General features: G+C 65.1%; 30 protein-coding genes, 1 tRNA gene and 1 riboswitch. Of the genes, 16 read left to right on the top strand and 15 right to left on the bottom strand.

Annotated features, from left to right (window positions below):
• Nucleotides 1–37: 37 nt before the first annotated feature.
• Nucleotides 38–532, bottom strand: coding sequence for a DUF6265 family protein (locus tag AC06FB_RS02825; RefSeq protein ID WP_262218361.1), 495 nt, complete (start codon nucleotides 530–532; stop codon nucleotides 38–40).
• A 133-nt stretch (nucleotides 533–665) separates the two neighbouring features.
• Between AC06FB_RS02825 and AC06FB_RS02820 the strand changes: the two genes are divergently transcribed.
• A complete protein-coding gene (locus AC06FB_RS02820) occupies nucleotides 666–1,499 on the top strand; it encodes an AraC family transcriptional regulator (RefSeq protein ID WP_065175878.1) in 834 nt (277 codons plus the stop codon).
• A 4-nt stretch (nucleotides 1,500–1,503) separates the two neighbouring features.
• On the opposite strand, the gene crcB is transcribed toward AC06FB_RS02820, so the two are convergent.
• Together crcB and AC06FB_RS02810 are read right to left on the bottom strand one after the other, a co-directional pair.
• Complete coding sequence (crcB, locus tag AC06FB_RS02815; protein ID WP_053520303.1) at nucleotides 1,504–1,896, bottom strand: fluoride efflux transporter CrcB; 393 nt, start codon at nucleotides 1,894–1,896, stop codon at nucleotides 1,504–1,506.
• A gap of 81 nt (nucleotides 1,897–1,977) precedes the next feature.
• Nucleotides 1,978–2,041, bottom strand: a riboswitch (Fluoride riboswitch).
• A gap of 22 nt (nucleotides 2,042–2,063) precedes the next feature.
• Nucleotides 2,064–2,465: a hypothetical protein gene (locus AC06FB_RS02810; protein ID WP_053520302.1), complete on the bottom strand. Its 402-nt coding sequence runs from the start codon at nucleotides 2,463–2,465 to the stop codon at nucleotides 2,064–2,066.
• Nucleotides 2,466–2,576: 111 nt separating this feature from the next.
• Between AC06FB_RS02810 and AC06FB_RS02805 the strand changes: the two genes are divergently transcribed.
• A complete protein-coding gene (locus AC06FB_RS02805) occupies nucleotides 2,577–2,786 on the top strand; it encodes a helix-turn-helix domain-containing protein (RefSeq protein WP_053520301.1) in 210 nt (69 codons plus the stop codon).
• A gap of 349 nt (nucleotides 2,787–3,135) precedes the next feature.
• Complete coding sequence (locus AC06FB_RS02800; RefSeq protein ID WP_019337197.1) at nucleotides 3,136–3,372, top strand: hypothetical protein; 237 nt, start codon at nucleotides 3,136–3,138, stop codon at nucleotides 3,370–3,372.
• Nucleotide 3,373: 1 nt separating this feature from the next.
• Here the strand turns inward: AC06FB_RS02800 and AC06FB_RS02795 are convergent, their stop codons facing one another.
• Together AC06FB_RS02795 and AC06FB_RS02790 are read right to left on the bottom strand one after the other, a co-directional pair.
• Nucleotides 3,374–4,420: a 4Fe-4S dicluster domain-containing protein gene (locus AC06FB_RS02795; RefSeq protein ID WP_459061814.1), complete on the bottom strand. Its 1,047-nt coding sequence runs from the start codon at nucleotides 4,418–4,420 to the stop codon at nucleotides 3,374–3,376.
• Complete coding sequence (locus AC06FB_RS02790) at nucleotides 4,417–4,704, bottom strand: hypothetical protein (protein WP_053520310.1); 288 nt, start codon at nucleotides 4,702–4,704, stop codon at nucleotides 4,417–4,419. Before AC06FB_RS02790 ends, AC06FB_RS02795 begins: the two co-directional genes overlap by 4 nt.
• Before the next feature lie 180 nt (nucleotides 4,705–4,884).
• On the opposite strand from AC06FB_RS02790, the gene AC06FB_RS02785 reads away from it, so the two are divergent.
• Both AC06FB_RS02785 and hemN read left to right on the top strand, forming a co-directional pair.
• Nucleotides 4,885–5,325, top strand: a complete 441-nt coding sequence (locus AC06FB_RS02785) for a group III truncated hemoglobin (RefSeq protein WP_478053359.1) — start codon at nucleotides 4,885–4,887, stop codon at nucleotides 5,323–5,325.
• A gap of 44 nt (nucleotides 5,326–5,369) precedes the next feature.
• Nucleotides 5,370–6,779 (top strand): oxygen-independent coproporphyrinogen III oxidase, encoded by a 1,410-nt coding sequence (hemN, locus tag AC06FB_RS02780; protein ID WP_478053358.1) that lies wholly within the window; start codon nucleotides 5,370–5,372, stop codon nucleotides 6,777–6,779.
• Nucleotides 6,780–7,006: 227 nt separating this feature from the next.
• Here the strand turns inward: hemN and AC06FB_RS02775 are convergent, their stop codons facing one another.
• From AC06FB_RS02775 to AC06FB_RS02745, 7 genes are read right to left on the bottom strand one after another with little or no spacing between them, the layout of a single operon-like run.
• Entirely contained in the window at nucleotides 7,007–8,035 is a 1,029-nt protein-coding gene (locus AC06FB_RS02775) for a tyrosine-type recombinase/integrase (RefSeq protein ID WP_277381576.1), read from the bottom strand.
• 2 nt (nucleotides 8,036–8,037) lie between these two features.
• Nucleotides 8,038–8,286, bottom strand: a complete 249-nt coding sequence (locus AC06FB_RS02770; protein ID WP_277381577.1) for a DUF4224 domain-containing protein — start codon at nucleotides 8,284–8,286, stop codon at nucleotides 8,038–8,040.
• Between the two features lie 11 nt (nucleotides 8,287–8,297).
• Entirely contained in the window at nucleotides 8,298–8,606 is a 309-nt protein-coding gene (locus tag AC06FB_RS02765) for a hypothetical protein (RefSeq protein WP_478053357.1), read from the bottom strand.
• Complete coding sequence (locus AC06FB_RS02760) at nucleotides 8,603–9,187, bottom strand: hypothetical protein (RefSeq protein ID WP_478053356.1); 585 nt, start codon at nucleotides 9,185–9,187, stop codon at nucleotides 8,603–8,605. The genes AC06FB_RS02765 and AC06FB_RS02760 overlap by 4 nt, the downstream gene beginning before the upstream one ends.
• Complete coding sequence (locus AC06FB_RS02755; RefSeq protein ID WP_478053355.1) at nucleotides 9,184–9,393, bottom strand: hypothetical protein; 210 nt, start codon at nucleotides 9,391–9,393, stop codon at nucleotides 9,184–9,186. The genes AC06FB_RS02760 and AC06FB_RS02755 overlap by 4 nt, the downstream gene beginning before the upstream one ends.
• The gene (locus AC06FB_RS02750; protein WP_478053354.1) at nucleotides 9,390–10,490 is read right to left on the bottom strand and encodes a DNA-methyltransferase; all 1,101 of its coding nucleotides are present in this window, start codon (nucleotides 10,488–10,490) and stop codon (nucleotides 9,390–9,392) included. Before AC06FB_RS02750 ends, AC06FB_RS02755 begins: the two co-directional genes overlap by 4 nt.
• Nucleotides 10,487–11,215 (bottom strand): hypothetical protein, encoded by a 729-nt coding sequence (locus AC06FB_RS02745; protein ID WP_478053353.1) that lies wholly within the window; start codon nucleotides 11,213–11,215, stop codon nucleotides 10,487–10,489. Before AC06FB_RS02745 ends, AC06FB_RS02750 begins: the two co-directional genes overlap by 4 nt.
• Here AC06FB_RS02745 and AC06FB_RS02740 point away from each other — a divergent pair.
• The 7 genes from AC06FB_RS02740 (at nucleotide 11,170) to AC06FB_RS02710 (ending at nucleotide 19,018) form a co-directional block, all read left to right on the top strand.
• Nucleotides 11,170–11,625: a DUF3383 family protein gene (locus AC06FB_RS02740; RefSeq protein ID WP_478053352.1), complete on the top strand. Its 456-nt coding sequence runs from the start codon at nucleotides 11,170–11,172 to the stop codon at nucleotides 11,623–11,625. The two genes, AC06FB_RS02745 and AC06FB_RS02740, sit on opposite strands and share 46 nt — an antisense overlap.
• A gap of 11 nt (nucleotides 11,626–11,636) precedes the next feature.
• Nucleotides 11,637–12,068 (top strand): phage structural protein, encoded by a 432-nt coding sequence (locus AC06FB_RS02735; RefSeq protein WP_111185559.1) that lies wholly within the window; start codon nucleotides 11,637–11,639, stop codon nucleotides 12,066–12,068.
• Nucleotides 12,068–12,559, top strand: coding sequence for a phage tail assembly chaperone (locus tag AC06FB_RS02730; protein ID WP_478053351.1), 492 nt, complete (start codon nucleotides 12,068–12,070; stop codon nucleotides 12,557–12,559). Before AC06FB_RS02735 ends, AC06FB_RS02730 begins: the two co-directional genes overlap by 1 nt.
• 148 nt (nucleotides 12,560–12,707) lie before the next feature.
• Nucleotides 12,708–14,726, top strand: coding sequence for a tape measure protein (locus tag AC06FB_RS02725; RefSeq protein ID WP_478053350.1), 2,019 nt, complete (start codon nucleotides 12,708–12,710; stop codon nucleotides 14,724–14,726).
• On the top strand, nucleotides 14,723–15,736 hold the full coding sequence (locus tag AC06FB_RS02720) for a hypothetical protein (protein ID WP_478053349.1): 1,014 nt from the start codon (nucleotides 14,723–14,725) through the stop codon (nucleotides 15,734–15,736). Before AC06FB_RS02725 ends, AC06FB_RS02720 begins: the two co-directional genes overlap by 4 nt.
• Nucleotides 15,736–16,434: a baseplate wedge 1 family protein gene (locus tag AC06FB_RS02715; RefSeq protein WP_478053348.1), complete on the top strand. Its 699-nt coding sequence runs from the start codon at nucleotides 15,736–15,738 to the stop codon at nucleotides 16,432–16,434. The genes AC06FB_RS02720 and AC06FB_RS02715 overlap by 1 nt, the downstream gene beginning before the upstream one ends.
• A 4-nt stretch (nucleotides 16,435–16,438) precedes the next feature.
• Nucleotides 16,439–19,018 (top strand): SGNH/GDSL hydrolase family protein, encoded by a 2,580-nt coding sequence (locus tag AC06FB_RS02710; protein ID WP_478053347.1) that lies wholly within the window; start codon nucleotides 16,439–16,441, stop codon nucleotides 19,016–19,018.
• A 28-nt stretch (nucleotides 19,019–19,046) separates the two neighbouring features.
• Here the strand turns inward: AC06FB_RS02710 and AC06FB_RS02705 are convergent, their stop codons facing one another.
• A complete protein-coding gene (locus tag AC06FB_RS02705) occupies nucleotides 19,047–19,712 on the bottom strand; it encodes an SOS response-associated peptidase (protein WP_478053346.1) in 666 nt (221 codons plus the stop codon).
• Between the two features lie 133 nt (nucleotides 19,713–19,845).
• On the opposite strand from AC06FB_RS02705, the gene AC06FB_RS02700 reads away from it, so the two are divergent.
• Both AC06FB_RS02700 and AC06FB_RS02695 read left to right on the top strand, forming a co-directional pair.
• Complete coding sequence (locus AC06FB_RS02700; RefSeq protein ID WP_478053345.1) at nucleotides 19,846–20,511, top strand: hypothetical protein; 666 nt, start codon at nucleotides 19,846–19,848, stop codon at nucleotides 20,509–20,511.
• 92 nt (nucleotides 20,512–20,603) lie between these two features.
• Nucleotides 20,604–21,116 (top strand): hypothetical protein, encoded by a 513-nt coding sequence (locus AC06FB_RS02695; protein WP_478053344.1) that lies wholly within the window; start codon nucleotides 20,604–20,606, stop codon nucleotides 21,114–21,116.
• 59 nt (nucleotides 21,117–21,175) lie between these two features.
• Here AC06FB_RS02695 and AC06FB_RS02690 read toward each other — a convergent pair whose 3' ends face one another.
• Together AC06FB_RS02690 and AC06FB_RS02685 are read right to left on the bottom strand one after the other, a co-directional pair.
• Entirely contained in the window at nucleotides 21,176–21,388 is a 213-nt protein-coding gene (locus tag AC06FB_RS02690; protein ID WP_180876679.1) for a hypothetical protein, read from the bottom strand.
• 89 nt (nucleotides 21,389–21,477) lie between these two features.
• Nucleotides 21,478–21,564: transfer RNA gene (locus AC06FB_RS02685), tRNA-Leu, on the bottom strand.
• 131 nt (nucleotides 21,565–21,695) lie between these two features.
• On the opposite strand from AC06FB_RS02685, the gene AC06FB_RS02680 reads away from it, so the two are divergent.
• Complete coding sequence (locus AC06FB_RS02680) at nucleotides 21,696–22,130, top strand: BLUF domain-containing protein (protein ID WP_053519798.1); 435 nt, start codon at nucleotides 21,696–21,698, stop codon at nucleotides 22,128–22,130.
• 135 nt (nucleotides 22,131–22,265) lie between these two features.
• The gene (locus tag AC06FB_RS02675) at nucleotides 22,266–23,552 is read left to right on the top strand and encodes a nucleotide sugar dehydrogenase (RefSeq protein WP_065181245.1); all 1,287 of its coding nucleotides are present in this window, start codon (nucleotides 22,266–22,268) and stop codon (nucleotides 23,550–23,552) included.
• Nucleotides 23,553–23,590: the final 38 nt, after the last annotated feature.

The following is a 23,590-nucleotide window of genomic DNA, read 5'->3' as shown; positions in this document are numbered from 1 at the left end:
ACCGGCCGCGGTGCCGTGCCCGCTGCAATGCGTCAGGTCAGGGGGCCATCACCGGCCCGCCGCAGGCGACGCGGTGCATCGGAAAATCCATGGCCTGTGCCGGATCGTCCTGTGCGATCTCGATACGTGCGTGCAGGCGCTGCCCAGTGATGCGGCGATAGGTGATCCGTTGCGGGAAATCATTGGCCGGATTCTCGAAGACTACCTCGTCGGCCTCCACCCGGACGGCACTGAAATCAGTAGCGTTGCGGCCGGAGGGCAGCGCGGTGAACACCAGCCGCCCATCGTCGTGCTGGCGCAGCTGCATGAACTCGAAACCCACGGTGCGCCCGTCGCGCAGGCTGCGGCTGCTGCCGAACATCGTTCCGCCGGCCACGGTGGACCACTGCTCACCGGCTCCAGGTGGCTGCCCGTCCAGCTGCCAGCAGCCGGAGAGCCAGCCGAGCTGTTCAATGTCTGCGGTTGCAGCGGCCTGCGCATGGGTGGCGAAAAGCAGCAGAGGCAACACGGCGCGGGCGATCCGGTTCGACATCGTGGGCTCCATGCGCGGGACGGTGGCCCCTGTATAGCGCCGCGCAGCGCCGGCGGCCAGCGCCGCACACAATGACGCCGAATTCGATACGATCTGCAGGTTCCTCCCCCTTCTGCTTGCCCTGGAGTCCGACATGGTGGATCGCCTCGCCGTCCTGCTTGAGCGTTTCGCGGTCACTGCGTCGGTCTTCCACGCCGGTGCACTGTGCGGCATCAACAGCCTGGAAGGGGAGGACGAAGCCGGCCAGCTGCATCTGGTACGGCGTGGACCGGTGCAGGTCAGCCATGGACAACAGACCGTGCAGGTCGAGGTGCCCAGCCTGCTGCTGTACCCGAGGCCGATGCCCCACCGTTTCCAGACCGACCCGCACCTCGGCGCCGACATGGCCTGCGCCAACCTGCATTTCGAAGGCGGCCGGCTCAATCCGATCAGTGCCGCATTGCCTGATTTCATCTGCCTGCCACTGGCGGACCTGCACGGCAGCGATGCGGTGCTGGAAATGCTGTTCGAGGAGGCGTTCGAGCAGCGTTGTGGCCGTGCGGCAATGGTCAATCGTCTGTTCGAGGTGGTGATGATCCAGGTGCTGCGGCAGCTGATGGAAGGCGGTGAGATGCGCGGCGGTCTGTTTGCTGGCCTCGGTCATCCGCGCCTGCGTCTGGCATTGGTCGCGATGCACGAGGCGCCGTCGCAGGCATGGACGCTGGAAGACCTTGCCGACGTCGCAGGAATGTCGCGCAGCGTATTCGCGGCGAGCTTCCGTGAGGCGATGGGCACCACCCCCGGCCAGTACCTGCAGGGCTGGCGCGTAGGCCTGGCGCAGCAGGCCCTGCGCCAGGGCCGACCGCTGAAGCGGATTGCCGACGAGGTGGGCTACGGCAGTGAAGCGGCGCTTTCGCGTGCGTTCAAGGCGCACACCGGGCAATCGCCCCGGCAGTGGCGGGGGCAGGTGCGGACCTCCGCGGCCTGAGCGTTCAGCCCAGTGCGAGGCGGGCCAGCTTCATGCCCACGAACAGGCCGGCCAGTCCCAGTGCGATCGATCCCCCTGCATACAGCGCGGCCAGTCCGTGCTGCCCCCGTTGCAGCAGCAGGCCGATCTCCAGCGAATAGGTGGAGAAGGTGGTGTAGCCGCCCAGGATGCCCGTGGTCAGCAGCAGCCGCAGCTGCGGCGATGCGCCGTTGCGCAGGGCGAAGGCCTCGACGACCGCCCCCATCAGCAGGGCGCCGCTGATGTTGACCAGGAAGGTGGACCAGGGCCATGGACTGCCGACGGCGAACCGCGTGCCGATCAGGTTGCAGGCATGGCGCAGGCAGGCGCCGGCGCCGCCTCCCAGGAAGACCAGGACGTAATTGTTCAGTGCTTGCATTGCGGGCCTCGAGTACGTGTTCGCAGATGCGGAGGCGAACGCGATGGCGGGCACGGCCTGCCATCGACGAACGCCAGGTTCGTCACAGCAGGAGCCATCAGCCATGCCTGGCGGTTATCGGGGGAGCCCCATCCCCATCGGTCCCCATGCTACCAGCGCCGACCCGGTCAGGGCAGGGAGGTCATCACCACGCGGGCCACCCTGCTGCGGCTGACGCCATCCATCAACAGTTCGAATGCCAGCAGATCCAGTGCCGCGTGGCGCCGGTGGTCGATCTCCAGGCCCTTCTCGGCGACCAGCACGCTCACCAGTTCATAGGCATCCTGCCAGACATCCAGGTGCGCTTCGCTGGGCATGTAATAGCTGGTGCGTTCGCCGACGCCCCGCCCATGGATGCCGTACAGCAGTTCGCGTGCATCCAGCTTGGCTGCGTCGGCGATCCGGAACAGCTGTTCGGCCTTCACATGTGAGGGGCTGACGTGGTCGTTGAGCCAGTTGCTGATGGTCGCCGTCGTTGAAGCGGCGGCGCGGGCCAGATCGGCCGGGCGTGGGTGCCCGGCTTTCTTCATGGCAATGGCGAGTCGTTGGCCGAGAGTATTCATCTATGCAAGCCAGCTTAACGCGTGGAAGCGAAAGAATCCTTGCCGCAAGAATAAGTCTGGTTAACGACAGGACCGACCATGACCGATTTCTGGAGCAAACGGCAGGTGCGCACGCGCCTGGGATTCCAGACCGACGCCGAGCTGGCGCAGTTCTTTGGCATAACGCGATCCGCTGTGTCGCAATGGCCCCAGGAAGCGCCCATTCCTCCATTGCGACAGTTCATCCTCCACCAGCGCCATCCCGACCTGTTCCCTTGGGCTGAGGCCTCTGAAGACGAATCAAGCTAGGTTGCGTCTGCAAATGTCGTATTTAGCACGCTTTGCGGTATGTGTTAAGCATGCTTATCAGTATAGGGAAAATTGATCGAAACCCGCGTTGCGATTGATCGCGCCACGAAGCTGCCTTGGCGACGGAGGCACCACGGCGTCGGGATCGGCCCCTTCTTTTGCCTGTGCCGATCACAGACCGTTATGTGAACGATTAATAATTTCAATCGAAAAAGTCGCCGCATGTAATTGACCTGTCGTGAAATCTGTGACTAATTGAGGTCAACCGGTCGTGAAGCCCGGGAGTCTTTCAGCACGCAAGTGAGTCGGTAGACCGTCAACGATGCAGGACAAGTCCAACGGAGGTCGTATGGAATACGGCATGCATGGCTTGGCTGAACGGGTACGCCGCGAACTGGAAGCCAGCTATCACAAACACGGATGCGGCCCTGCCTTCTGGGACACGTACCAGCAGGTGCTGGACCGGCTTGTCCCGCAGGGGACCGAGCGCACGGAAGTGACCAATGAAATGGCGCTGATCATCGAGCAGCTCGGAATCGTACGGCGTGCCCAGCTGGTGCCTCCGCACGCCAACGGGTCGCGCTGATTCAGAGCAGGTGCCAGGCGCCAGCGCTCAGCAGCACCAGCAGCAACGATGCCAGGACCACGGTCCGCGGTCGCCACCCGCGCCGCGGCTGCCCTGCCATCGTCTGCGGGCTGCAGTAGCGGATCAGTCCCGGACCGAAACCGGCCCGGGACTGTTGCTGCTCGCAGGCATCCAGGCAGGCGCCGCAGGCCAGGCAGTCGGCCTGCGGGCCCTGGCGGATGTCGAGCTGCATCGGGCAGGCGTGGAGACAGGCCGCGCAATCGGTGCAGTCGCCGAGGCGGTCGGCGCTGAAGGTGGGCATGGGGCCGGCCAGCCATGGGTGCGCGGCGCGGAACACGTAGTCCTGCGCGGAGGTCGGATCGAGCAGCCCGCGACCGCGGCCGATCACGCCGCCAAGGCCAGCGGGCCGGGGCCCGCGGGGTTCGCCGCGGCGCGCGTCATACAGCATCCGGGGGGTCTGCGGGTCGACCAGCAACGGCTGTGCGCGCGCGAAGGGGCACAGCGAACGGCAGACCTGCTCCCGCAGGAAGCCGGCGTTGCCCCATGTGGCTGCCGTGTAGAACAGCACCCAGAAGGTTTCCCAGCCACTCCAGCCGCCCTGGACACTGGCGGTGACGAGGCCGGTGATCGGGCTGAACAATCCCACGAAGGTGATGCCGGTCCATAGCGACAGCAGTAACCATGCGGCCTGCGTGGCAGGACGCGCCAGGGCGCGTGGCAGGCGTTGGGCAAGAAAGCTGTCGATCAGGCTGAAGGCGTAGCTCCACACCGTCTGCGGGCAGGCATGGCCACACCAGATGCGGCCGGCGAGGTGGGTCAACAGCGCCAGTGCCATCGCCAGCGCCAGCAGCAGGCCCAGCAGCAGGCCAACGTCGTCGGGCCACAGGGTCCAGCCGAACAGGTCGAAGCGACGTGCGTCCAGGTCCAGCAGCAGCGCCTGGCGGCCGTCCCAGCGCAACCAGGGCAGCCCAAGGAAGCCAACCAGCACACCGAGCCGCAGTGCGCCACGCCATCGCCACGGTGGGGAAGGGGGCCTTAGTGCGTTCATCCCAGAGGCAGCTCATCATCTGCGTCTGCCGGCATCGGCCGCAGCAGATATCCGGTGATCGCGCTGGACAGCGCCGTCACCGCCCAGAACATGAAGAAGCCGACCGTGTAGCCGAGTTCGCGACTGATCGCCGTGCCCGGAAAACTGATGGCCTGAAGGCGCAACGGGTCGACGAAAGCGAAGAACACCACGCTGGCCAGCCCGGCGGCGATGAAACTGGGCCAGAGGATGGCGCCCCAATGCTGGATCAGGCGCTGACGCGGGGACGAAGTGGGTGTATTCATGCGGTCGCGGGTCGGGAAGGGGGCGGCGCGTATACTCCGCCATGGCTGGCGCAGCATCCGCAGGGCATGTTTCCTGCAGGCATGTCAGCCTAGGCGCGCCCACGCGCGCCGACATTGATCTGGATCAACGGCGGTGCCGGCCGGTTGGCGCACCCTGCCGGCAATCGCCTGGTGCCTCTGATGAACGCTACGCCATCACTCGTCCCTCCTGTCGCCTCGCCCGCGCTGTGTACCGAAGAGGACGTGACCCGTCTGGTCCACGACTTCTATGCACGCGTGCGTGAGGAGGAGCGTCTGGGCCCCGTGTTCGACGCGCATGTGCACGATTGGCCCGGGCATCTGGCGCAACTGGTGGATTTCTGGTCCGCAATGCTCAGGGGAACGCGTCGCTTCAAGGGATCGCCCATGTCCAAGCACATGGCCATCGCCCTGGACAAGGACCTGTTCGACCGCTGGCTCGCGCTGTTCCGGCGCACCACCGCCGAATGCGGCAATCCACCGATGCAGGCGTTGGTCGATGATGTGGCCGCGCGCATTGCGGAAACGTTCTGGCGCCGGTACCAGATGCTGCGCTGGCCGCAGGTGGCGCTGCCGGTGCTGGGCGTTCCTGCGCGGGATTGATCTGGGTCAAGGCGGCACTGACTGTCCGGCGCGATGCTGGCGGCATGGACACGTTCTCTCCCGCTGCCGGCGGCCTGGCCTGGACCTTCGACCCCGATCTGCTGCGCCGGCATGACCGGCCCGGACCGCGCTACACCTCGTATCCGACCGCTCCGCACTTCCACGATGGTTTCGGCGCGCCCGCACTGCGCCAGGCGATCGCGGACAGCGACCTGCTGGCGCGCGCGCTGTCGCTGTACGTGCATGTCCCGTTCTGCTCCAGCCCGTGCTTCTACTGCGGCTGCAACCGGGTGATCACCCGTGATCGAAGCCGTGGCCACAGCTACGTCTCACGGGTCCTGGCCGAGGCCGATCTGCTGGCGCCGCAGTTCCAGAAAGGCCGTGAGGTGATCCAGCTGCACCTGGGGGGCGGAACGCCGAATTTCCTGGACGCCGAGGCAATGACCACGCTGATCGACGGCCTTCGCCGGCGTTTCGACTTCAGCTGCTCGGCCGAGCGCGATTTCTCGATCGAGCTTGATCCACGCTTCATCGAAACGCGTGACGTGGCGATGCTGGCACGGCTGGGCTTCAATCGCGCCAGCCTGGGCGTGCAGGACTTCGATCCCTCGGTCCAGGCGTCGATCAACCGTGTGCAGGGTGTACAGCAGACCCTGGACATCCTGCGTGCCTGTCGTGACAGCGGCATGCGATCGGTCAACGTGGATCTCATCTACGGGCTGCCGGGACAAAGCCAGGAAGGATTCGGCCGCACTCTCGAGCAGGTGCTTGCACTGCGACCGGACCGGCTGGCGGTGTATGGCTACGCGCACCTTCCGCATCTGTTCCGCGCGCAGCGGCAGATAGACGAGCGCGCGCTGCCCTCGCCGGAGGACAAGCTTGCGCTGCTGGGACTTGCCGTGCAGCAGCTGTCCGCAGCGGGCTACCAGTACATCGGCATGGATCATTTCGCGCTGCCGGAAGAGGATCTTTCGCGCGCCCAGCGCGCTGGCCAGCTGCATCGCAACTTCATGGGCTACACCACCCATGCCGATACCGACCTGCTGGGCCTCGGCGTCAGCGCGATCAGTCATATCGGTGCGACCTACAGCCAGAACCCACGCGACCTGCCGTCCTGGGAGAGTGCGGTCGATCAGGGCCAGCTGCCGGTCTGGCGTGGCGTGGCGCTCAGCGCCGACGATCAGCTGCGCGCAGACCTGATCCAGCAGCTGATGTGCCAGGGAGAGGTCGACGGACGCGCGCTCGGCGATCGCCACGGCATCGTGTTCGACGACTACTTCGCCGAGGACCTGTGCGCCGTGCAACGGCTTCAGGACGATGGCCTGGTCGAGTATCGCGATGGCGTGGTCCGTGCCAGCGAACGCGGCCGGCCGCTTCTGCGCCTGCTGGCGATGTGCTTCGATCCCCATCTGCGTGCAGAGCACGAGCAGCCGCGCTATTCGCGCGCGATCTGAAGTGGTTGGGAGGTTCACGCCACTGCGTGTCGCAAACAGCCCGAAAGCCCTGGTGCCCGGAGCCGGAATCGAACCGGCATGACCTTGCGGTCGGCGGATTTTAAGTCCGCACAGAATTCATTGTGCTGCAAGGGTTTTGGGGTGATTTCCGCTCCGCAATGCGTGTAATCCAGTCGGCTTGAAAGCCTTGGCGCACAAGCGTCTCTATTCAGTTGCGGAGCGGAATTTCAGCGCGTCGGCGTGGACTTGTGACCGCGGCGTTTACGCGTGTAGTGCTCGGTCATCGACACCGTGGTGTGGCCCAGCTGCTGCTGTGCCTTGCGGATATCGCCTGACGACTCGGCCTTGTCGGTCGCCGCCTTCGCGCGCAGGTCGCGGAACTGGACGCCCTCAATCCCGGCAATCTCGCAGGCCTTCGCCCAGCGCCTGGACATGCTGGTCACGCTGACCGCTTCGCCGCGCTCGCTGACGATGAGCAGGGTGTTGCGCACGGCGTGGCCAGCCTTGCGTGCGCGCAGCCGCTCCAGCAGCACCGCCAGCTCGCCCTCGACTGCGATGCGCAGCTTTGCCTTTGTCTTCCCCTGTCGGATGTTGATGACCCCATCTCGCACATCCATCTCGGTCAGCGACAGCACGTCGGCCGGTCGCTGGCCGATCAGGTAGGCAAGATCCATTGCGTCCTGCACGACCACGTCGGCGGCCGCACGGATCGCCTGGTACTGGTCGTCCTCGATGTAGACGTCACGCCCGGTTTCCTTGAAGCCCTTGATGCCGGCGCAGGGGTTGGGCAGGGAGGTGTAGCCCTTGTCGCGGGCGAAGTTCCAGATGTGCGAGAGCAGCGCCTTCTCGCGGTTGGCGCGCACCATGCCCTTGCCGCCCTTCGTGCGCCAGGTGAGATACTGCCGAACCGTCACAGGCTGGATGGCATCCAGCGGCGCCGGCGGGTCGTCGAAGTATTCCAGCAGCTTGGCCAGCTCATGGCCGTTGTCGATCTGGGTCCGGGGAGCCTTGCGGATGATGACCTCCTTTCGGTACGCATCGCTCACGTGGCGGAAGGTAATGACCGCCACGGCCTGGGCCTCGCGGGTGCCCTCCAGCTCGGCCCACTTCTTGATTGCCAGCGCGTAGTTGCTGCCCAGCGGCAGCTCCTTGCGCGGCTTCCCGCCCAGGTCGTAGTAGTAGTGCACCACGCCCGACTTCTGCTTGCGCGGCCGGAATCGCGGAATCGCGCCCGGTTTGTTCGGCTTGCGCCCCATCGTCATGCCACCTTGTTCGATTGCCAGCCAGCGACGGGCGTGACCTTCTCGGTCTCCACGTCGTCGCCCCCTTCGAGCGCGGCCCACAGCACGCGCGGCCACCCGTCCAAGCCCTTGTAGTGCGGGATCCCGTTCAGCACCAGGAACGCAAGCTGACGATCCTTGTATGGGGTGTCGCACAGTTCCCGCATCGTTTCCCGGGACAGGCACAGCGCCCCCGCGCCCGGGGCGGCCTTGTTCTTCTTGGCCATAGCTTTCTCCTTCAGTTTGCAGCCAGAGCCGCGCGCTGGTTCTTGGGTTTGCGATCGTCCAGGCCGAGCTGGAACTGCAGGACGTTGTCGGCTCCAGCAGCCACTGCAGCCGGCCGCGCGCTGCGTGCCGGCCGGTTGAGCCGTCGCCACGCTGCGATGGCGTTGTCGGGATCGGCATGCTTGCTGGTCGACCTGCAGGCGCACTCGATCAGGTGACCACCGCCCGCGGTCGCGCAGCGCTTGTCGTGGATGTGGCGCGCGCGATGGCCGGCGGCGCAGTTCGGCAACCCTTCCGGGTGGCTGATATGTTCCTGAGTCATGGCTTTTTGCACTCCTCGATGTGGGCGACGAGCTTCTCCAGCAGGAACGCGGCTTGATCGGCGCGCCTGCGGCGTTCGTACTGGTTGAGTGTCGAGCGGTCATGCCTGAGCCATTCCAGCGGCTCGACCAGCCATCGCGGATCGAACGGGAGCAGGGTGCGCGGGTCAACCGGCTTGTCGGACGGGTAACAGTCCGGGCCAGCCCAGTCCTCACTCTCGCCGCAGCGGACGCATACACGCCGCTCGAAGTGGTGGATCTTCTCGGGCTGGATTACGCGTGGTGTCTCGAACAGAGCGCGCACCACGAGGCCGCGCTGGTGCCCGCCGTAGACATGGCCAGCGTCGGCCTGCATCCAGCAGCCCGGGGCGTGGTCAGTCTTGTGGCGGTACTCCCAGCGCACCGGGGTGGCGGAGTACAGCTCGGCCAGTAGGGTCTCGGCCCATGCGTGCACCAGGTCAGCGGCCACGGGGCCGCCGGCCGGATCGATGCGGCGCATCGCGGCGATGACCGCGGCGACGGGTGACGACGCCTTGGTGGCTTCGACAGCGGAGGCCGGCGAGACGGGCAGGGGTGCGGTCATACGAACAGATCCAGTTGTGCCGGCGATGCTGGCGCGGCCGGCGGCGGAGCGAATGATTCGGCGCGGCGCCGGGCACGCTGTGCAGCGTTGAAGGCGAACCACCACCCGTGGGCGTTCCGGCGGGCACGGCATTCGGTGATGAACACCCGCGCGGTGTGCTTGGCCTGTGCAGCGGTGAGCAGCTGGTCAGCCATGGGCGCGGTCATGCGACGTCTCCAAAGGAGAAACCCGGCTGTACGACGCGGATACGGGCCTCAGCGATAGCGGCATAGGCCGGGTCCAGCTCGATGCCGATGAACTGGAAGCCCTCGAGCACGGCAGCCTTGCCGGTGCTACCGCTTCCCATGAACGGGTCCAGCACCAGGCCGCCAGCTGGGGTGACAAGACGGCACAGGTAGCGCATGAGGTCGGTTGGCTTGACGGTAGGGTGGTTGTTCGCCCGCGGGGCGACTTGGTAACCCTCATCGCGTCGGGTCATGTGCTGCCCGCTGGTGTTGGATACCATGCCGGCGGCAGACTTCTGGAATCCCTCCAAGCCAGCATCGCGGTCTTCCCTGCTGGCCTTGGCGCAGTAGAAGAACCGGGCCGCGCTGCCGCCACCGTCGCGCTGGTCGCTGGGTGAGCGGCCAGAAAACGCCCCGTAAGTGCTGACTGTCTTGGCGCTCGGCTCCGTTCCGCGAACCGCTGCGACGGCACCATTGGCCTGCGGAAACGCAGCGACCACTTCTTCGCTACCGTCATGGATCAGGTTGGCCGGCCAGCGTCCATTCTCTGAGCCGTTTACCCCTGGCGTTGGCCGCCATCCATCGTCATTCATGCGTCCCAAGTCGTTGTCGGTGCGGGCGCGGATGGTGGTCTCAGAGGCAGCAATTCGGCAGCCGTCGATGTTCAGGCCGCCGGTGCCGTGCTGCTGCCAGTTGGTCGCTACAGTGCCGGCCAGCGGTTTCCGGGCAACCGTGATCGGCTCGAGCGCGGGCTTGAGCGCGGTGCCGCCCCAGGGCCCGTTGTGCGACTTCGGGAAGCCGCTGCCGTAGACCCATGCGATCATGTCGCGAATCTCGAAGCCTGCATCCTCGATGCGCACGGCCATGCGGTGCTGCGTGCGGGTGCCGGCGAAGGCCAGCAGCTGCCCGCCCGGCTTCAACACGCGCAGGCACTCGGCCCACACCGAGGTGCTGGGCACGTCGTAGTCCCAGCGCTTGCCCATGAATGACAGGCCGTAGGGCGGATCGGTCACGACGGCGTCGACCGAGTTGTCGGCCATGCCGCGCATCACTTCAAGGCAGTCTCCGACGTGGATCATTTGTCCACCGCCTTGCCGTCGATCAGGGTCAGCAGTTCGCCCGCACAGAATCGTGCGTCTTCGCCACCGATCCGCATCCACTTCTCCGCCAGTTGACACACCGCGCCCAGGTCCACGGCCTGCGCGGGCCGGTACTCCTCCGCCGCCTCGATGGCGTTCTGCCAAGGGCAGTTGGCGCTGCTGTGTTCGCCGATATCCACACCGGTGATGGATGCGATGTGGCCGGCCAGGTCGTCGGCCGTTTCGTGGTATCGGTCGCGCTGGTCGATGACACCTTCCAGGGCGCGATCCAAGCTCTCCAGATATTCCTGATCGGCCTGCATGGGAGGGGCGGCGTAGAGCGGCACGATGCGCGGAGGGCTGGTCAACGCACTCACCTCCGAGATGCGAGATGCGCTTCTTGTTACCTCTGTCGATTCCAGCGGCATATCCGACCAATGGACAAACCACGCCACCGGCTCCGCCAACGGCTGGCGGGCGGCGAGGTAGACCGGCACGCTGTCGGCCCTTTCCTCAATGTGGACCATTACGCCGGTCACTTCGTCTTCCTCGCGCAGGGCCTTGATCGCCTCGACGCGGACATAGCCGAGCGGGACATCGTTGTTCCGAGCTTCCTTCACCTTCTCCGCCAGCTCCATCAGGGTCATGCCCGGCTGGCCGAACAGGTCAGCTGCGATCTGTGCGACCAGGCGCTGGGCTGCGCCGTCTGCCATCGTGGTGTTCATGCTTCGATCCTCTTGAATGTGATGGCCCATACGGGACCGTCGCCAGCGGCGAGTGGATCGACATCATCCGCTTCCGCGACTGGCTCAAGGACCGCGTGCAGACCGGCATCGTGGACGTGCTGGCGAAGGCCGACGGAAAGATTCCCTACACGAGCGCGGGTATCCAGGTGATCGTGACCGCGCTGCGCGCTGCACTGGACGCCGGTGTCACCGCCGGCGGCATCGCACCGCGCGAAACCGACGCCAACGACAACGTGCTTGAGTCGTACCGGATTACCTATCCCGGCCTGGCCGAGATTGCCGACAGTGTGAAGTCGCAGCGGCTGCTGGAGGGCATCAAGTTCTCCGCGCGTCTGGCCGGCGCGATCCACACGACCGAGATCACCGGCACCCTCTCCTACAGCATCTAAGGACCTCGAACATGGGCTCCAAGACCTACGATTCCTCGCAGGTGATCATCACCTTCGGGCCACACATCATCACCGGCTACGCCGAGGACACCTTCATCTCGGTGGAAGAGATGGGGGATGGCATCACCTCGGTGGTGGGTGCCAACGGCGAGAAAGGCCGTTCGATGTCGCAGAACCGGTCCCTGCAGATCACGCTGACCCTGCTGCAGACCAGCAAGAGCAACGATGCGCTGTCTGCCGCAGCCGACTTCGACCGGGCTTCGCACGGGCAAGGCGCGCTCCCGCTGGCCATCACCGACCTCACCGGTCGGACCCTGATCGCCGACCCCGGAGCGTGGATCGTGAAGAAGCCGAACACCGAGTTCGGCGCGACCATCGGCAATCGCGAGTGGACCATCGAAACGTCCAACGAGGCGACCTACCACGTCGGAGGCGCACGCTGATGGCCAAGAAGGAAGTGAAGATCGGGCAGACGACGTTCTACCTGACGACATTCGCACCGCGCGACCAGCTGCGGATCTTCGGGGACCTGCAGAAGGAGCTGCTGCCCGCGGTGGGAGCCCTGCTCACGGCTGCAGCCGGCAGGACCGACGAGGACGACGGCGAACTCGATGAAGCGGTGCTGCTCGGAGCAATCCGGTCGTTCTCTGGATCGCTGGACGGCAAGGGCCTCGACACGTGGTGCAGCCGACTCATCGATGCCGAGCGGGTCGCCTATGAGAAGGCCGGGCGCGACGCACGAAAGCTGACCCAGAGCCAGATGGACGACGCGTTCGCTGACTTCGGGGAGATCCTGGAACTGCTCTTCGAGATCATCAAGCTGAACTTCGCCGGCCCTTTGGGGCGATGGCTCGGCCTCTTTGGGTCGGGCCTCGGGGAGAAGCTGGGCGGGTTGCTGGACGGTTCGAACCCGAGCTCGAACGGGAGTTCCTGATCTTCCGGCCGGTGATGGCCGGCATCGTCTCCATGACCGAGATCAACCAGGGAACGGTTGATCTCATGGACCTGATCAAGCTCAACGCCTTGCTGGACGCCCGCGAGGCGTCTGAGGCGTCGGGCAAGAAGCCGAAAGGGAAGTAACCATGGCCTTGCGCGAACTGGTCACCGTCCTGCGCTATGAGCTGCGGGAGGGCAACCTCAAGAAGTATGTCGACGGCTACCGGCGGGCGGAGAAGGCGGTTAACACGGCCGCCAAGGCCGCCAACGACCAGCTGAAGCGCGGCGTACAGGTCGCCAATCGCGAGCTGGCCAGCATGAACCGCACTGGCAACCAGCTGACCCGCACTATGGGCCGGCTGACACGTGAAGCCCGGGAGTTCGGGATTGGTTTGCGGCAGGGGGCCCGTCAGGGATACGGCGAGGTCTTGCGGCAGATGGATCGGGTGGAGGCAAAGCAGCGGCGTCTGAATCGCGAGTCAAGGTCTTCGCGCAGCCGCTCAGTGGGCGCCGAATTCGGAAGCGTCGGTGGCATGATCCAGGGACTGATCGGCTTGGCCACCGGCAAGGCATTCGCCGACGCATCGGACGAATGGGCCGGCGCGAACGCAAGGATTGGCCTGCAAACGCCTGACGACTACACGCGCAACCGCTCTCGTGACTTTCTGTTTCGGACCGCGCAGAGGACGGGGCAGATGTTCCCCTCCCTGTCGGATACATTCGTCTCGATGGCCAGAGGACGCGAATCCCTCGGTTTGAGCAATGATCAGACGCTACTGCTATCGAGCAACGTCAGCAAGCTGATGACCATCGGTGGCGGGTCGGCAGCGTCGCAGGACGCTGCGCTGGTGCAGTTCGGACAGGCGATGAACACCGGAGTTCTGCGCGGTGAGGAGTTGAATTCCATCCTCGAGCAGGCGCCGCGTCTGGCCAAGGCGATTGCGGATGCTCTCGGCACCAGTGTCGGAAATCTTCGACAGCTCGGTCAGGACGGAAAGATCACGTCCAAGGCCATCGCAGACGGCCTTTTGCGCCAGACTCAGCAGATCGACAGCGAGTTCGAGCGTCTGCCCATGACCTTCTCCAGGTCCATGACGCAGATTCGCAACAGCTTCATGCGGCGTGCGGGAGAGATGAACCAGCAGTACCGACTGGCTGACCGGTTCAATGTCATCGCCCAGGCGGTTATCGAGAATATGGGCAAGATTGGTGCCGCTCTGGCAGCGATAGCCGGAAGCTACGCTGCGGTGAAGGTGTTCCGGGCGCTTGGAACCGTGCTCGGTTTCCTGCAGCGGACGGGCAGGGTCGCAATCCTGTTCTTCTCGCGGTTGGCTAGCGGGCGAACGGCACAGGCCTTCGCGAAGCTGGGAACTGTGGGCCTGCGCTTCCTGCGGGTCATTCGGTCGATCAGCACTGCGATGGCGGCGATCGGATCGATCGGTGCCGGCCCGGTTCTCATTGTGGTCGCGGCCATCGCAGCCGCAGCCGCGGCCATCTACAAGTACTGGCAACCCATCAGCGCGTTCTTGATCGGTGTGTGGGAGGGGTTCGCTTCGGTCATTGGTCCCGCGATACAGGAGCTCGTCGCAGCTTTCCAGCCTCTCGCGCCTGTGTTTGCGGAGCTGGCGGTGCTGCTCGGCCGGGTCTGGCGGTGGTTCATGGAACTGCTTGCTCCGGTGATCGCCACGCAGCAGGAGCTAGACAACGCGACAGCGAACGGAAGGGTGTTCGGCCAGGTGCTGGCATTGAACCTCAGGCTCGTGATCGGCCTAGTAACCATGCTGGTACGCGCGTTCGCCGCCGTGAGCCAGGCGGCGCTCTCGGTGCGAACGATGGTCGCTCAGGCCTGGAATGCCATTGTCGGAACCTTCCAGCGCGGCTGGGCCGCTCTTACCGGAGCGATCCCCAGCTGGGCAAAGACGGGCCTGAACATGGCAGCAAGCACGGTCGGCATGTTCGGCGCGATATCGCCAGGCTCTGTAGTGAACGCTGGTCGAAGCGCCCAGAACGTCTCGAACACCAACAACGCTACGGTCAACGTCACTGCCCCACTGTGGTTCCGGCCGGCAGTCGTATCCGGAGTGCGGCCAGCGGCGAGCAGTGGGGTCTGGCGCAGGAGGGTAGGATCACCAGGTCCAACACCGCCGACGCTACGGTCAGCTTGAACGGCCCGCCTGTTGCGCAGGCCTACACGGTCTACATCGACGGCGTCGGATACACCTACAACGCGGCGGCCGGGGCCACCGAGGCACAGATCCTCAACGGACTGGCCATGGCCATCACCGATTCCACCGTTGCGACGTCGGTGGATGGAACACAGCTGCGGCTGATGGCCGCTGATGGAACAGGGTTCCCTCTCGGCTTCACGCCGAACCTGAGAGTGGGCATCCTGGGCAGTCCTGCCTTGGCTGAGACGGTTCAGCCATCGACGTTGGGAGCTGATCCGGGAACGCTGACTGTGATCGAAACAGCGGTAGCCGGATGGGCGTCGGTAAACAACCCGTCGCCGGCTACAGCAGGGGCTCCAGCGGAAAGCGATTCCTCTCTGCGCAATCGGTATGGGAAAGGCTTGTACCGGATGGGAGGGGCCACCCTCCCGGCAATCGCTGCACGAGTGCGCGCAGACGCCGCCGGCGTTACCAATGTCGTCGCGTATGAGAACACCAGCGACTACGCGGATATGGCAGGCAGGCCGCCGCACTCGGTGCACGTCATCGTGGAGGGTGGACTGGACCTTGAGATTGCTGAGGCGATCCGAGATTCCAAGGCGGCCGGAATCGCTACACATGGCGCGTTCGCCGTTCCGGTGGAGACCGCTTCCGGACTGCAAGCCGTCATTCGGTTCGACCGACCTGTGCCGGTCTACGTATGGATCAAGGCATCTATCACCCTGCTTGACCCGCAGGAACAAGCGTTCCCGGACGCGGGCCTGAACGACATCGCCGCTGGCCTGGCCGCCTTTGGCGGGCAGCTGAGCATCGGAGACGACGTGGTGTGGCAGTCGTTCTATCGTCCCGTCTACGGCGTACCTGGAGTGGCCTACGCGACGTTGCTGTTTGCCACGTCGTCCAGTCCGGCAGTTCAGCCGGCGCCCGGCGCATATAAGGCCGAGAACATCACGATTCAGCCGCAGCAGCGGGCGATGTTTGACCCCTCGCGTATTGAGGTGACCTGATGGACCTTCAGCAGGACCATGGTTCCATTGCGTGGTCGAACTGGACGGCACAGTTCCAACAGTCACAGCGGCTGCGCTCGCTGGTGCTGGCCCTGGTCCAGCCGATGACAACGCTGCAAGGGGCGCTCAGGCAGCTGCGGGACGACCGGTGGCTGGATACGGCCGTGGGTCGGCAGTTGGATGGCCTGGGCGAGTTGTTGGACCGGCCAAGGCAGATCAGCAACACGCGAGCCATCTGGCACTTCGGCTTCCAGGGACAGCCGAACATTGGTGGCTTCGGCGAGTTTCCGATGTACCGGAGCGGCTCGGGACTTTACACCGGTGGTTCGACGCTGGATGACGACAACTACAGGCGTTTGCTGCGCTGGAAGGTGCTGGTAGACAGCGGTTTCGGTACTGCGCCGCAGATCGAAGCTGCACTGAGGGTCTTGTTCGACGTGACGCGGATCGCAGTGGAAGACATCGGGACCGCGCGTATCCGCATCCACATCGGTCGTAAGCCTACTGAGGACGACTTCTTCCTCGGCAACGTTGGGCAATGGGTGCCATCTGCCGCGGGCGTCGCCCTGGAGTTTCGGACCTATGAACCGGACGAACCCTTCGAGTTCGAGCCCGGCAACAACCTGCAGCTGCTGATCGGCAGCGACGGCGCGCCTTTGCTGGGGCGCGACGGCTATCAACTCATCGGAAAGGGGTAAAACCGTGGCAGAGAAAGAACTCAGCCAGTACCAGGAAATCGAGGTGATCGGTGCAGGAACGAAGCTGGCTGTCCTTGAGGAAGGGATGAATGCTCAGGCGTCGGCCGCTGTGCTGGGTGGCTTCGTGGCAGGCCAGATCGACGCGTCTGGCCTGCCAGCCGATGTGGAGGCGCTGAAGGTCGGACAGTCAACCAGCTCGATCTACAAGGCCACGCTCGCCGAGCTGGAAGCGACTCCGGGCAGCTACGTTGGTCAGGGTGGATTCGTTCCGCTCAGCGGCCAGTACAGCTGGGATGGCACGCATTGGGTCAAGATCGCAGACGACATCCTGGTCGACAAGGCCGATCAGACGCCGGTTCGCCTTGTAACGGGTGCTTCCCTGCAGGTCGAGAGCTCCTCCATCGGCTCGGTCACCTCCACCACCACGTCCGCGTCAAACAACCTCGTGCTGGCCAATGCGGTTCCGTTGCCCTCCCGCGCGCTTCTGCGTCGCGTGTCGGCACGGTTCCGAGCGGCCGCATCTGGCGAGGTGCACGTGCTTTCGCCAGTGGGTGACGGGATCCGCACCAGGACGGTGGCCATCTACCCGATGTCGATCCCTGCTGCAGGTGTGGCATCGATCGGCATTGACCTGGTCGCGGAGGAGGGGTCCTTCATCGCTTACAAGGCGCTGACCGGTGTGAACCTGGCATTCGATACCCCCGGCGGCACCCAGATCGGAACCGCACGATGGAACCCCGAGGCTTCGACCGCGGTGGGGGATGTTCAATCCCCGCCGGTGTTGAGCTACACCGGCAGGCTTGCTCTGCAGGTCGATCTCCAGTCGATCGACGGACAGCCTCTCGACACCCGCGTGGCGTCTGTGGAGGTTCAAGCGAGCGCTGCTGAGGCAGGTTCCCGGAAGGCGTCCGAGTTCCTAGATCTTCCTGCCGTAGGCACGAAGCTGGTGTCGGTTGGGTCCGTTTCGGAGGCTTACACGGGTAATGCGTCGGCGGCGTATGGCTACGGCCCTGCCGATGCGTCACCCGGCGGAAGCATCGAGAGGATCCAGGCCATCTACTCCGGTGCGGGCGTGGCTATCATCGAGGCACAGGATGCAAGCCGAGTCGTGACCTTCCGTCATGCGATCCCGTTCGTGGACGGCCTCAATACCTGGGTCGCTGGCCAGGACTTTCCCGAGGTGGATGTTCCGGCCGGTGGCCACGTCTACCTGCGCTCGGGCAGCGGCAACCATGTCAGGTTCTTGAGTGGCGGCGGACCTTCGCTTTCGACTTCCGGATTCCCGCAGGCGACGGAGGTGGGGCAGGTTCAGGACTGGGGGACTTCGGCCGTTCGCGTCGCTGTTCTTGTCGAATACCGAACGCTGGAGCGGACGCTGCTGGACCTGATCGGGCCGGAGTTCAGCCCGGCGCTGATTGACGAGAGTTTCGCCGCGCCTCCCGTGGGATGGTCGTTCGCCGGCGCAGCGGTCTCTGGCGGCAACCTCGTCAGCGCGGATTCCGCCTCTTGGGGCAACCGGTGCATCCCGACCTACTACGGGAAGTCGCTGCTGATGCGCCGTACTCTCACCGCCTATGCCGATATCTCGGCAGCGGCGCAGGTGTGGGGCATCGGTTTTGTCCGTGACAGCGGCGGGACGGTACTGGACAGCCCTGTTGTGATCGTGGATGGAGCTACCGGACAGCTGCGGGTCTACAGGTGGAATGGAACCACCGCGCCGGGGGCCGCTGCCGCTGAGATTGCAGTGCCCTGGACCCTGGCCGGTTCGCAGGTCCGGCTGGACATGCAGCGCAGCTGGTTCTCCGCGAAGTTCACCCTCACCAACAGGAAGAGCGGCGAGAAGGTCGAGCTGGTGCTGGACTATGGCGCGGGCACGGGAGCCGATAGCGGGCGGGCCTGGGGTGCTCCCTGCCTGGTGTTCCCGTCGACCACTGCCGGCGGCGTAGCCGTCGACAGGTTCCGCATGGTCGCGGACTATCCGTTCCCTGCGGCGCGGCCGGCTGCCGTCCTCCTACTCGGCGACAGCATCACCGAAGGCTCGCAGATCGGTGGGCTGCCCTACCCGGAGTACGACAAGACCTGGTCGCGCATGGTCGAGTCCGAGCGAGCGGGGAAGGGATCGCTGGACACGGTGGTCATGGCCCGGGGCGGCCAGCTGTCCAGTCACGCCGTGAGCGCAATGGGAGAGGCTGTGTCGCTGTGCGGCAGGGATACGGTGGTGGTCGTGACGCTGGGCACCAACGATGCCCTGACTGCCGGAACACAGGCGGCATGGCGCAGCAACATGACAGCGATCCTCAACGCGCTGCGGAAAAGGACGAGCCGAATCGCCATCGGTTGCTTGCCGCCCCTGAACGGCACGCCGTCCGGCCTGCGCGCGCAGATGAACGCCGACATCATCGGGGGTTACTTCGGCGCGGATCTGCTGCCTCCCGTTCGCTTCGACCTGGCCTTGTCAGCCAACAACGACGGGGCCACCTGGGATCCGGTGATGAACTCGGGGGACAACGTGCACCCGGGTGTGGCCGGCAACGAGGCGATGCTGGCAAGGTTGCGGCTCGATCTGCCCGAGGCGTTCGAGTAGGCGAGGGCAGGGGCCGGGCGGACGTGCCTCATTCGACCGGCTGCAGCAGGTCCTCGCGGTTGTTCCTGGGCGTGTTGACCGCCCGGCTGACCCGGTAGGCCTCCATGGATGGGGGCTCGCTGGCCAACAGCATCGCCATCGCATCGTCGGGGCTGGCTGCCATCCACTCATCGATCTGGCTGGCCAGCAGCCAGACCGGCATACGGTCGTGGATGTCGGCCGACACGCCGCTGCTGTCCCCGGTGATGACGGTGAAGGTTCCCAGGTTGCCGTCTGGCAGCAGCGGGCTGCTGTCCTCCCACAGCCCGGCAGCCAGCAGCGGCTCGGCCGCGTGGATGAACCATGGATCCTTCTTCCCGTCGATCGGGCTGACCGACCACTCGTAGTACCCGGCCATGGGAATGACGCAGCGGCGCTTCTTGAACGCCGTCCGGAAGGCAGGCTTGGTGGCCACCGTCTCGATGCGGGCGTTGATGGTTGAGCCCTGCAGGCCCTTGGCCTTGGCCCAGAACGGAAGCAGGCCCCACGCCAGCCGGGTGACCTGGCGGCCTTCGCCGCGGTCCAGGATCACCGACGCCCGCTGTGTCGGGGCGAGGTTGTAGCTGGGCTGGATCTCGGCCAGGCCCGGGGCAAGGTCAGCCAGCTCGGCCTGGCCGAAGTTGACGACAGGGAGCTGGACGAATCGACCGCACATGCGTCAAGTCATAGCGAGCGGCCTGTGAAGGAGGGGAGATTTCCTAAATTGGCCATACTGCGCATATTTGTTGCGTATTGCGCATGAGGCGAGTAAGTTGTGCGCATCAACGGTCGATTGTGCAGGTTTTGCAATGGCTTTCAGAGCAGATGAAGCGGCGAGGGTGGGTTTCGAAGATGCGTTGAGGTACTTGATCCCGCGCGAGGTGAGCAGGGAGGAGCGCGCGCAGTTGAAGGAGAGGCTTGTAGAACTTTGTGAGGAGTTGGGGCCCGTAGTGCAGGCTTACCCCAGCTGGCACCCGCTGGTGCGGAACTATAAAGACGACCGCTTTCCTACGACCACGCCCAGCGAGCGGTGCGGGTATCGCGGCCTAGATCACACAGTGTGCTTCGCAAACGGGTTCATCACTTGTCCCTACCATCATCCGGAGGACGTGATTGAGTCTGTCCAAGAGTTGCCACCGCACGCAGCGGCAGAGATCACGGCGGAGCGTCTAGACCTGAACTTCTACAGCGTTAATGCAAAGCCTGTGGTCGTGCGTTGTGCGTGGAAGAAGCTGTTGGGCGCAGACGGCTTGATTCCACTTTCGATTGCTCTACCGCTCCTGCTGGAGAAGGAACTGCCCTGTTGGACTCAATCGGAAGTGGCTGAGACGTGGGAGACCATGCGTCCCTATTTTCTGGGCAGCCCATACGGCAGTAGATCGTCGCTGTTCGTGAACCAGGACACCGGCCAGAACCTCAAGAAGGTATGGAATGCCTTGATCTACACCGGCATGTTTGGCCCCATCAAGGTCTGATTGAAGGTCGCGTACGCGGGAAACTAGAACGGTTCAGGCAGATATCGGTTGTGTTCGCAGGATCTGCGACCACCGGTCGTATCCTTCCGGCCATGCTTCCTTCGCACGGCCACCACGGTTTCCGCACCACCCCGATCCCCTCTGGCTGGGTCCAGAGCGGTGAGCGATGGGCGCTCTGGTACAACGGCCGGGAGACAGCCGGCGTTGCCCCCGATGGTGGTCCCGGGGTGCGCCTGTGGATGGAAGGGCAGAAGTTCTGGGAAGTGAAGGAAGTGCGCGCGGCGAGCATCCGGCAGGCGAAGCGGTACGCCGAGCGCTGGTGCGCGGCCAGGCTCTATCCCGACCTTCCCCTGCGCGAGGCCGTCGCCCGATTGACGGACAGCACGCGGTTCCAACTGCCGCCGCCACTGCCCGGCCCGCCGCCTACGCGCGAGCAGCAGCAACAGGCGCGCCGACTGGCTGAGTCTGGCGCGGTGGATCTGACACGGATCAAGGAAGCTCTGGAGTCGCGCAAGCCGCCGGCAGAGACGAAACCCCGCGCGAGAGACGTCCGCACCAAGGCGTGGGTGAGGGCAGGGCTGCAGCAGCTGCGGCGGGGCGTTTAGCGTTCTGAAAAATGCGCTGCGACGCATGGTCGCAGTGGCGCTGTCTTCGCGCTACGGCATTATTCCTCTGGCGGTGCGCCAGGGCCGCGCTGTCTCAGCGTGTAGGTGGGGATCGATGTCGACCGCCAACTATCCAGCACATTCCCGCACACGCTGCAGTTGACCGCATCATTGTCCTTGAAGGGCGCGGTGAAGATCTTGGTGCTGTAGATGGAGCCGCAACTGGCGCAAGTCTTGTCGGCGCCGGTCGTGGTTTTGAACGTGTTGCTCATGGTCGTCCCTGTGTCTATCCAATGTCCATTTGCGGAGCGAGCTTGAAATTGCGGAGCAAAGGCTTATCGCTGAAATGTCGCAAAAGCCTTGGTGCCCGGAGCCGGAATCGAACCGGCATGACCTTGCGGTCGGCGGATTTTAAGTCCGATGCGTCTACCAGTTTCGCCATCCGGGCCTGCAGTGCGGCGCCGATTGTAGCCCAGCGGGGGCTCCAGCACCGGCGGCCGGGCATCGCACGGCGCGCTTAACTGTAGCGCCCATTCATGCCATAGTCCCGACCATCGTTCCCAGGGGGGGAGCCACCTGATGTCGCTCTACGCGATCGCCTACGTCAGCGATGCCCGCGCCGATCTGCGGACATCCGATCTTGACCGCCTGCTGGCCGATGCCACGGCGTTCAATCGCGTGGCTGGCGTCACCGGGGTGCTGATGTTCGACGGTGCGCGCTTCCTGCAGTATCTCGAAGGTCCGCAGGATGGTATCGATTCGGTGTTCCCGCGCATCCTCAATGCCCGCAGCCATACCCAGTTGAAGGTGCTGTGCCGGGCGCCCGTGCCGCAGCGGGCGTTCCCCCGCTGGAACATGGGGACGCGACGCATCGAGGCGGAGCTGCTGGCACAGATCGTCGGTGAGGCGTGGCCGGGGTTGACGCTGGGCAGCGTGGGGTTCGAGCACCTGCTGCAGGCCTGGACCGGGGCCGATGGCGAGCTGGAGCCTGCCGCGGTCGCACTGGGCTCCTGACCTTGGCGACAAGGTCCTGACACCGTTACGCTGTAGCCCTCTTGCGAAGACTTCCCGGAGTGGGCAGCGAATGAGCGTGATGGCCGAAGCGGCGGCAGTGGGCGATCCGTCGCTGCCGGCATGGCGGGTACATTGATGAGCGTGCCGGTGTCGGCGGCGGAAGCGCCCCGGTTCGCGGTGATCGGTCTGGGTTACGTGGGCCTGCCACTGGCCGTGGCCTTCGGCCGGGAACAGCGGACGCTCGGCTTCGACATCGACCCCGAACGCATCGCCGAGCTGCGCGCGGGCCAGGACCACACGCTGGAGGTGGAGGCCGGGGAACTCGCCGCTGCACGCCAGCTGGAGTACAGCAGCGACCCTGCGCGGCTGGACGAGTGCAACGTGTACATCGTCACCGTGCCGACGCCCATCGATGCCTACGAGCAGCCTGATCTGGAACCCCTGCGCTCGGCGACGCGGTTGATCGCCAGCCATCTGCGCGCCGGCGATCTGGTGATCTACGAGTCCACGGTCTATCCCGGCACGACCGAGGAAGTCTGCGTGCCCTTGCTGGAGCAGGGTTCGGGCCTGCGATTCAACGAAGATTTCTACTGCGGCTACAGTCCGGAGCGGGTCAGCCCGGGGGACCGCCAGCGCCGTCTGGCCGACATCCGCAAGATCACCTCGGGTTCGACACCGGAGGTGGCGTCGGTGGTCGATGGGCTGTACCGCCGCATCATCGACGCAGGCACCTTCCCGGCGCCATCGATGCGCGTGGCCGAAGCGGCCAAGGTGGTCGAGAACATCCAGCGCGACGTCAACATCGCCCTGGTCAACGAGCTGGCGCTGATTTTCGACCGTCTCGGCATCGATACCCAGGACGTGCTGGACGCCGCGGGCAGCAAGTGGAATTTCCTGCCGTTCCGTCCCGGTCTGGTCGGTGGCCACTGCATCGGCGTGGATCCCTACTACCTGCTGCACAAGTCGGAAAGTGTGGGTTACCACCCGGACCTCATCCACACCGCGCGGCAGGTCAACAACCGTGTCGGCGAGCACGTGGCCATGCGCGTCCTGGCCATGTTGGCCGAGCGCGGGCGGACCGCGGCCCAGGCGCGCGTGCTGGTGCTGGGCGTCACCTTCAAGGAAGACTGCCCCGATCTGCGCAACAGTCGTGCGCTGGAGCTGGCGCAGCGCCTGGCAGACGCAGGCGCCCAGGTCGATGTCAGCGATCCATGGGTGGGCCCGGCGGCCTTGGCCGATGCCGGTGTGCGGTGGCTGGCCGAGCCGAAGGCCGGCTGTTACGACGCGGTCGTATTGGCAGTGGCGCATGCCAGTTTCAAGGCGATGGATGAAGCCCGCATCCGCGGCCTGCTGGCGCCCGGCGGCCTGGTGTATGACGTGAAATCGGCCTGGCCGCGCAGCGTGGTCGACGATCGCCTGTAGGCGTTGATGATGGCGGGCGCGGTAGACTCGGCTGCAGT

The organism is Stenotrophomonas sp. Steno-C15, assembly GCF_056393265.1.
Note: the sequence above shows the minus strand (reverse complement) of the source record. Positions and strands in the feature narration are given on the sequence as shown.

Excerpts from the sequence above, each read along its gene's own strand:
- AC06FB_RS02690 (WP_180876679.1), bottom strand. The coding sequence starts at position 21,388 with ATGAGCAACACGTTCAAAACCACGACCGGCGCCGACAAGACTTGCGCC.
- AC06FB_RS02730 (WP_478053351.1), top strand. The coding sequence starts at position 12,068 with ATGGCCAAGAAGGAAGTGAAGATCGGGCAGACGACGTTCTACCTGACG.
- AC06FB_RS02680 (WP_053519798.1), top strand. The coding sequence starts at position 21,696 with ATGTCGCTCTACGCGATCGCCTACGTCAGCGATGCCCGCGCCGATCTG.
- AC06FB_RS02760 (WP_478053356.1), bottom strand. The coding sequence starts at position 9,187 with ATGACCGCACCCCTGCCCGTCTCGCCGGCCTCCGCTGTCGAAGCCACC.
- AC06FB_RS02695 (WP_478053344.1), top strand. The coding sequence starts at position 20,604 with ATGCTTCCTTCGCACGGCCACCACGGTTTCCGCACCACCCCGATCCCC.
- AC06FB_RS02675 (WP_065181245.1), top strand. The coding sequence starts at position 22,266 with ATGAGCGTGCCGGTGTCGGCGGCGGAAGCGCCCCGGTTCGCGGTGATC.
- AC06FB_RS02770 (WP_277381577.1), bottom strand. The coding sequence starts at position 8,286 with ATGGCCAAGAAGAACAAGGCCGCCCCGGGCGCGGGGGCGCTGTGCCTG.
- AC06FB_RS02800 (WP_019337197.1), top strand. The coding sequence starts at position 3,136 with ATGGAATACGGCATGCATGGCTTGGCTGAACGGGTACGCCGCGAACTG.
- AC06FB_RS02765 (WP_478053357.1), bottom strand. The coding sequence starts at position 8,606 with ATGACTCAGGAACATATCAGCCACCCGGAAGGGTTGCCGAACTGCGCC.
- AC06FB_RS02785 (WP_478053359.1), top strand. The coding sequence starts at position 4,885 with ATGAACGCTACGCCATCACTCGTCCCTCCTGTCGCCTCGCCCGCGCTG.
- crcB (WP_053520303.1), bottom strand. The coding sequence starts at position 1,896 with ATGCAAGCACTGAACAATTACGTCCTGGTCTTCCTGGGAGGCGGCGCC.
- AC06FB_RS02700 (WP_478053345.1), top strand. The coding sequence starts at position 19,846 with ATGGCTTTCAGAGCAGATGAAGCGGCGAGGGTGGGTTTCGAAGATGCG.
- AC06FB_RS02775 (WP_277381576.1), bottom strand. The coding sequence starts at position 8,035 with ATGGGGCGCAAGCCGAACAAACCGGGCGCGATTCCGCGATTCCGGCCG.
- AC06FB_RS02755 (WP_478053355.1), bottom strand. The coding sequence starts at position 9,393 with ATGACCGCGCCCATGGCTGACCAGCTGCTCACCGCTGCACAGGCCAAG.
- AC06FB_RS02705 (WP_478053346.1), bottom strand. The coding sequence starts at position 19,712 with ATGTGCGGTCGATTCGTCCAGCTCCCTGTCGTCAACTTCGGCCAGGCC.
- AC06FB_RS02795 (WP_459061814.1), bottom strand. The coding sequence starts at position 4,420 with ATGAACGCACTAAGGCCCCCTTCCCCACCGTGGCGATGGCGTGGCGCA.
- hemN (WP_478053358.1), top strand. The coding sequence starts at position 5,370 with ATGGACACGTTCTCTCCCGCTGCCGGCGGCCTGGCCTGGACCTTCGAC.
- AC06FB_RS02725 (WP_478053350.1), top strand. The coding sequence starts at position 12,708 with ATGGCCTTGCGCGAACTGGTCACCGTCCTGCGCTATGAGCTGCGGGAG.
- AC06FB_RS02750 (WP_478053354.1), bottom strand. The coding sequence starts at position 10,490 with ATGATCCACGTCGGAGACTGCCTTGAAGTGATGCGCGGCATGGCCGAC.
- AC06FB_RS02820 (WP_065175878.1), top strand. The coding sequence starts at position 666 with ATGGTGGATCGCCTCGCCGTCCTGCTTGAGCGTTTCGCGGTCACTGCG.
- AC06FB_RS02715 (WP_478053348.1), top strand. The coding sequence starts at position 15,736 with ATGGACCTTCAGCAGGACCATGGTTCCATTGCGTGGTCGAACTGGACG.
- AC06FB_RS02745 (WP_478053353.1), bottom strand. The coding sequence starts at position 11,215 with ATGAACACCACGATGGCAGACGGCGCAGCCCAGCGCCTGGTCGCACAG.
- AC06FB_RS02735 (WP_111185559.1), top strand. The coding sequence starts at position 11,637 with ATGGGCTCCAAGACCTACGATTCCTCGCAGGTGATCATCACCTTCGGG.
- AC06FB_RS02790 (WP_053520310.1), bottom strand. The coding sequence starts at position 4,704 with ATGAATACACCCACTTCGTCCCCGCGTCAGCGCCTGATCCAGCATTGG.
- AC06FB_RS02805 (WP_053520301.1), top strand. The coding sequence starts at position 2,577 with ATGACCGATTTCTGGAGCAAACGGCAGGTGCGCACGCGCCTGGGATTC.
- AC06FB_RS02825 (WP_262218361.1), bottom strand. The coding sequence starts at position 532 with ATGTCGAACCGGATCGCCCGCGCCGTGTTGCCTCTGCTGCTTTTCGCC.
- AC06FB_RS02810 (WP_053520302.1), bottom strand. The coding sequence starts at position 2,465 with ATGAAGAAAGCCGGGCACCCACGCCCGGCCGATCTGGCCCGCGCCGCC.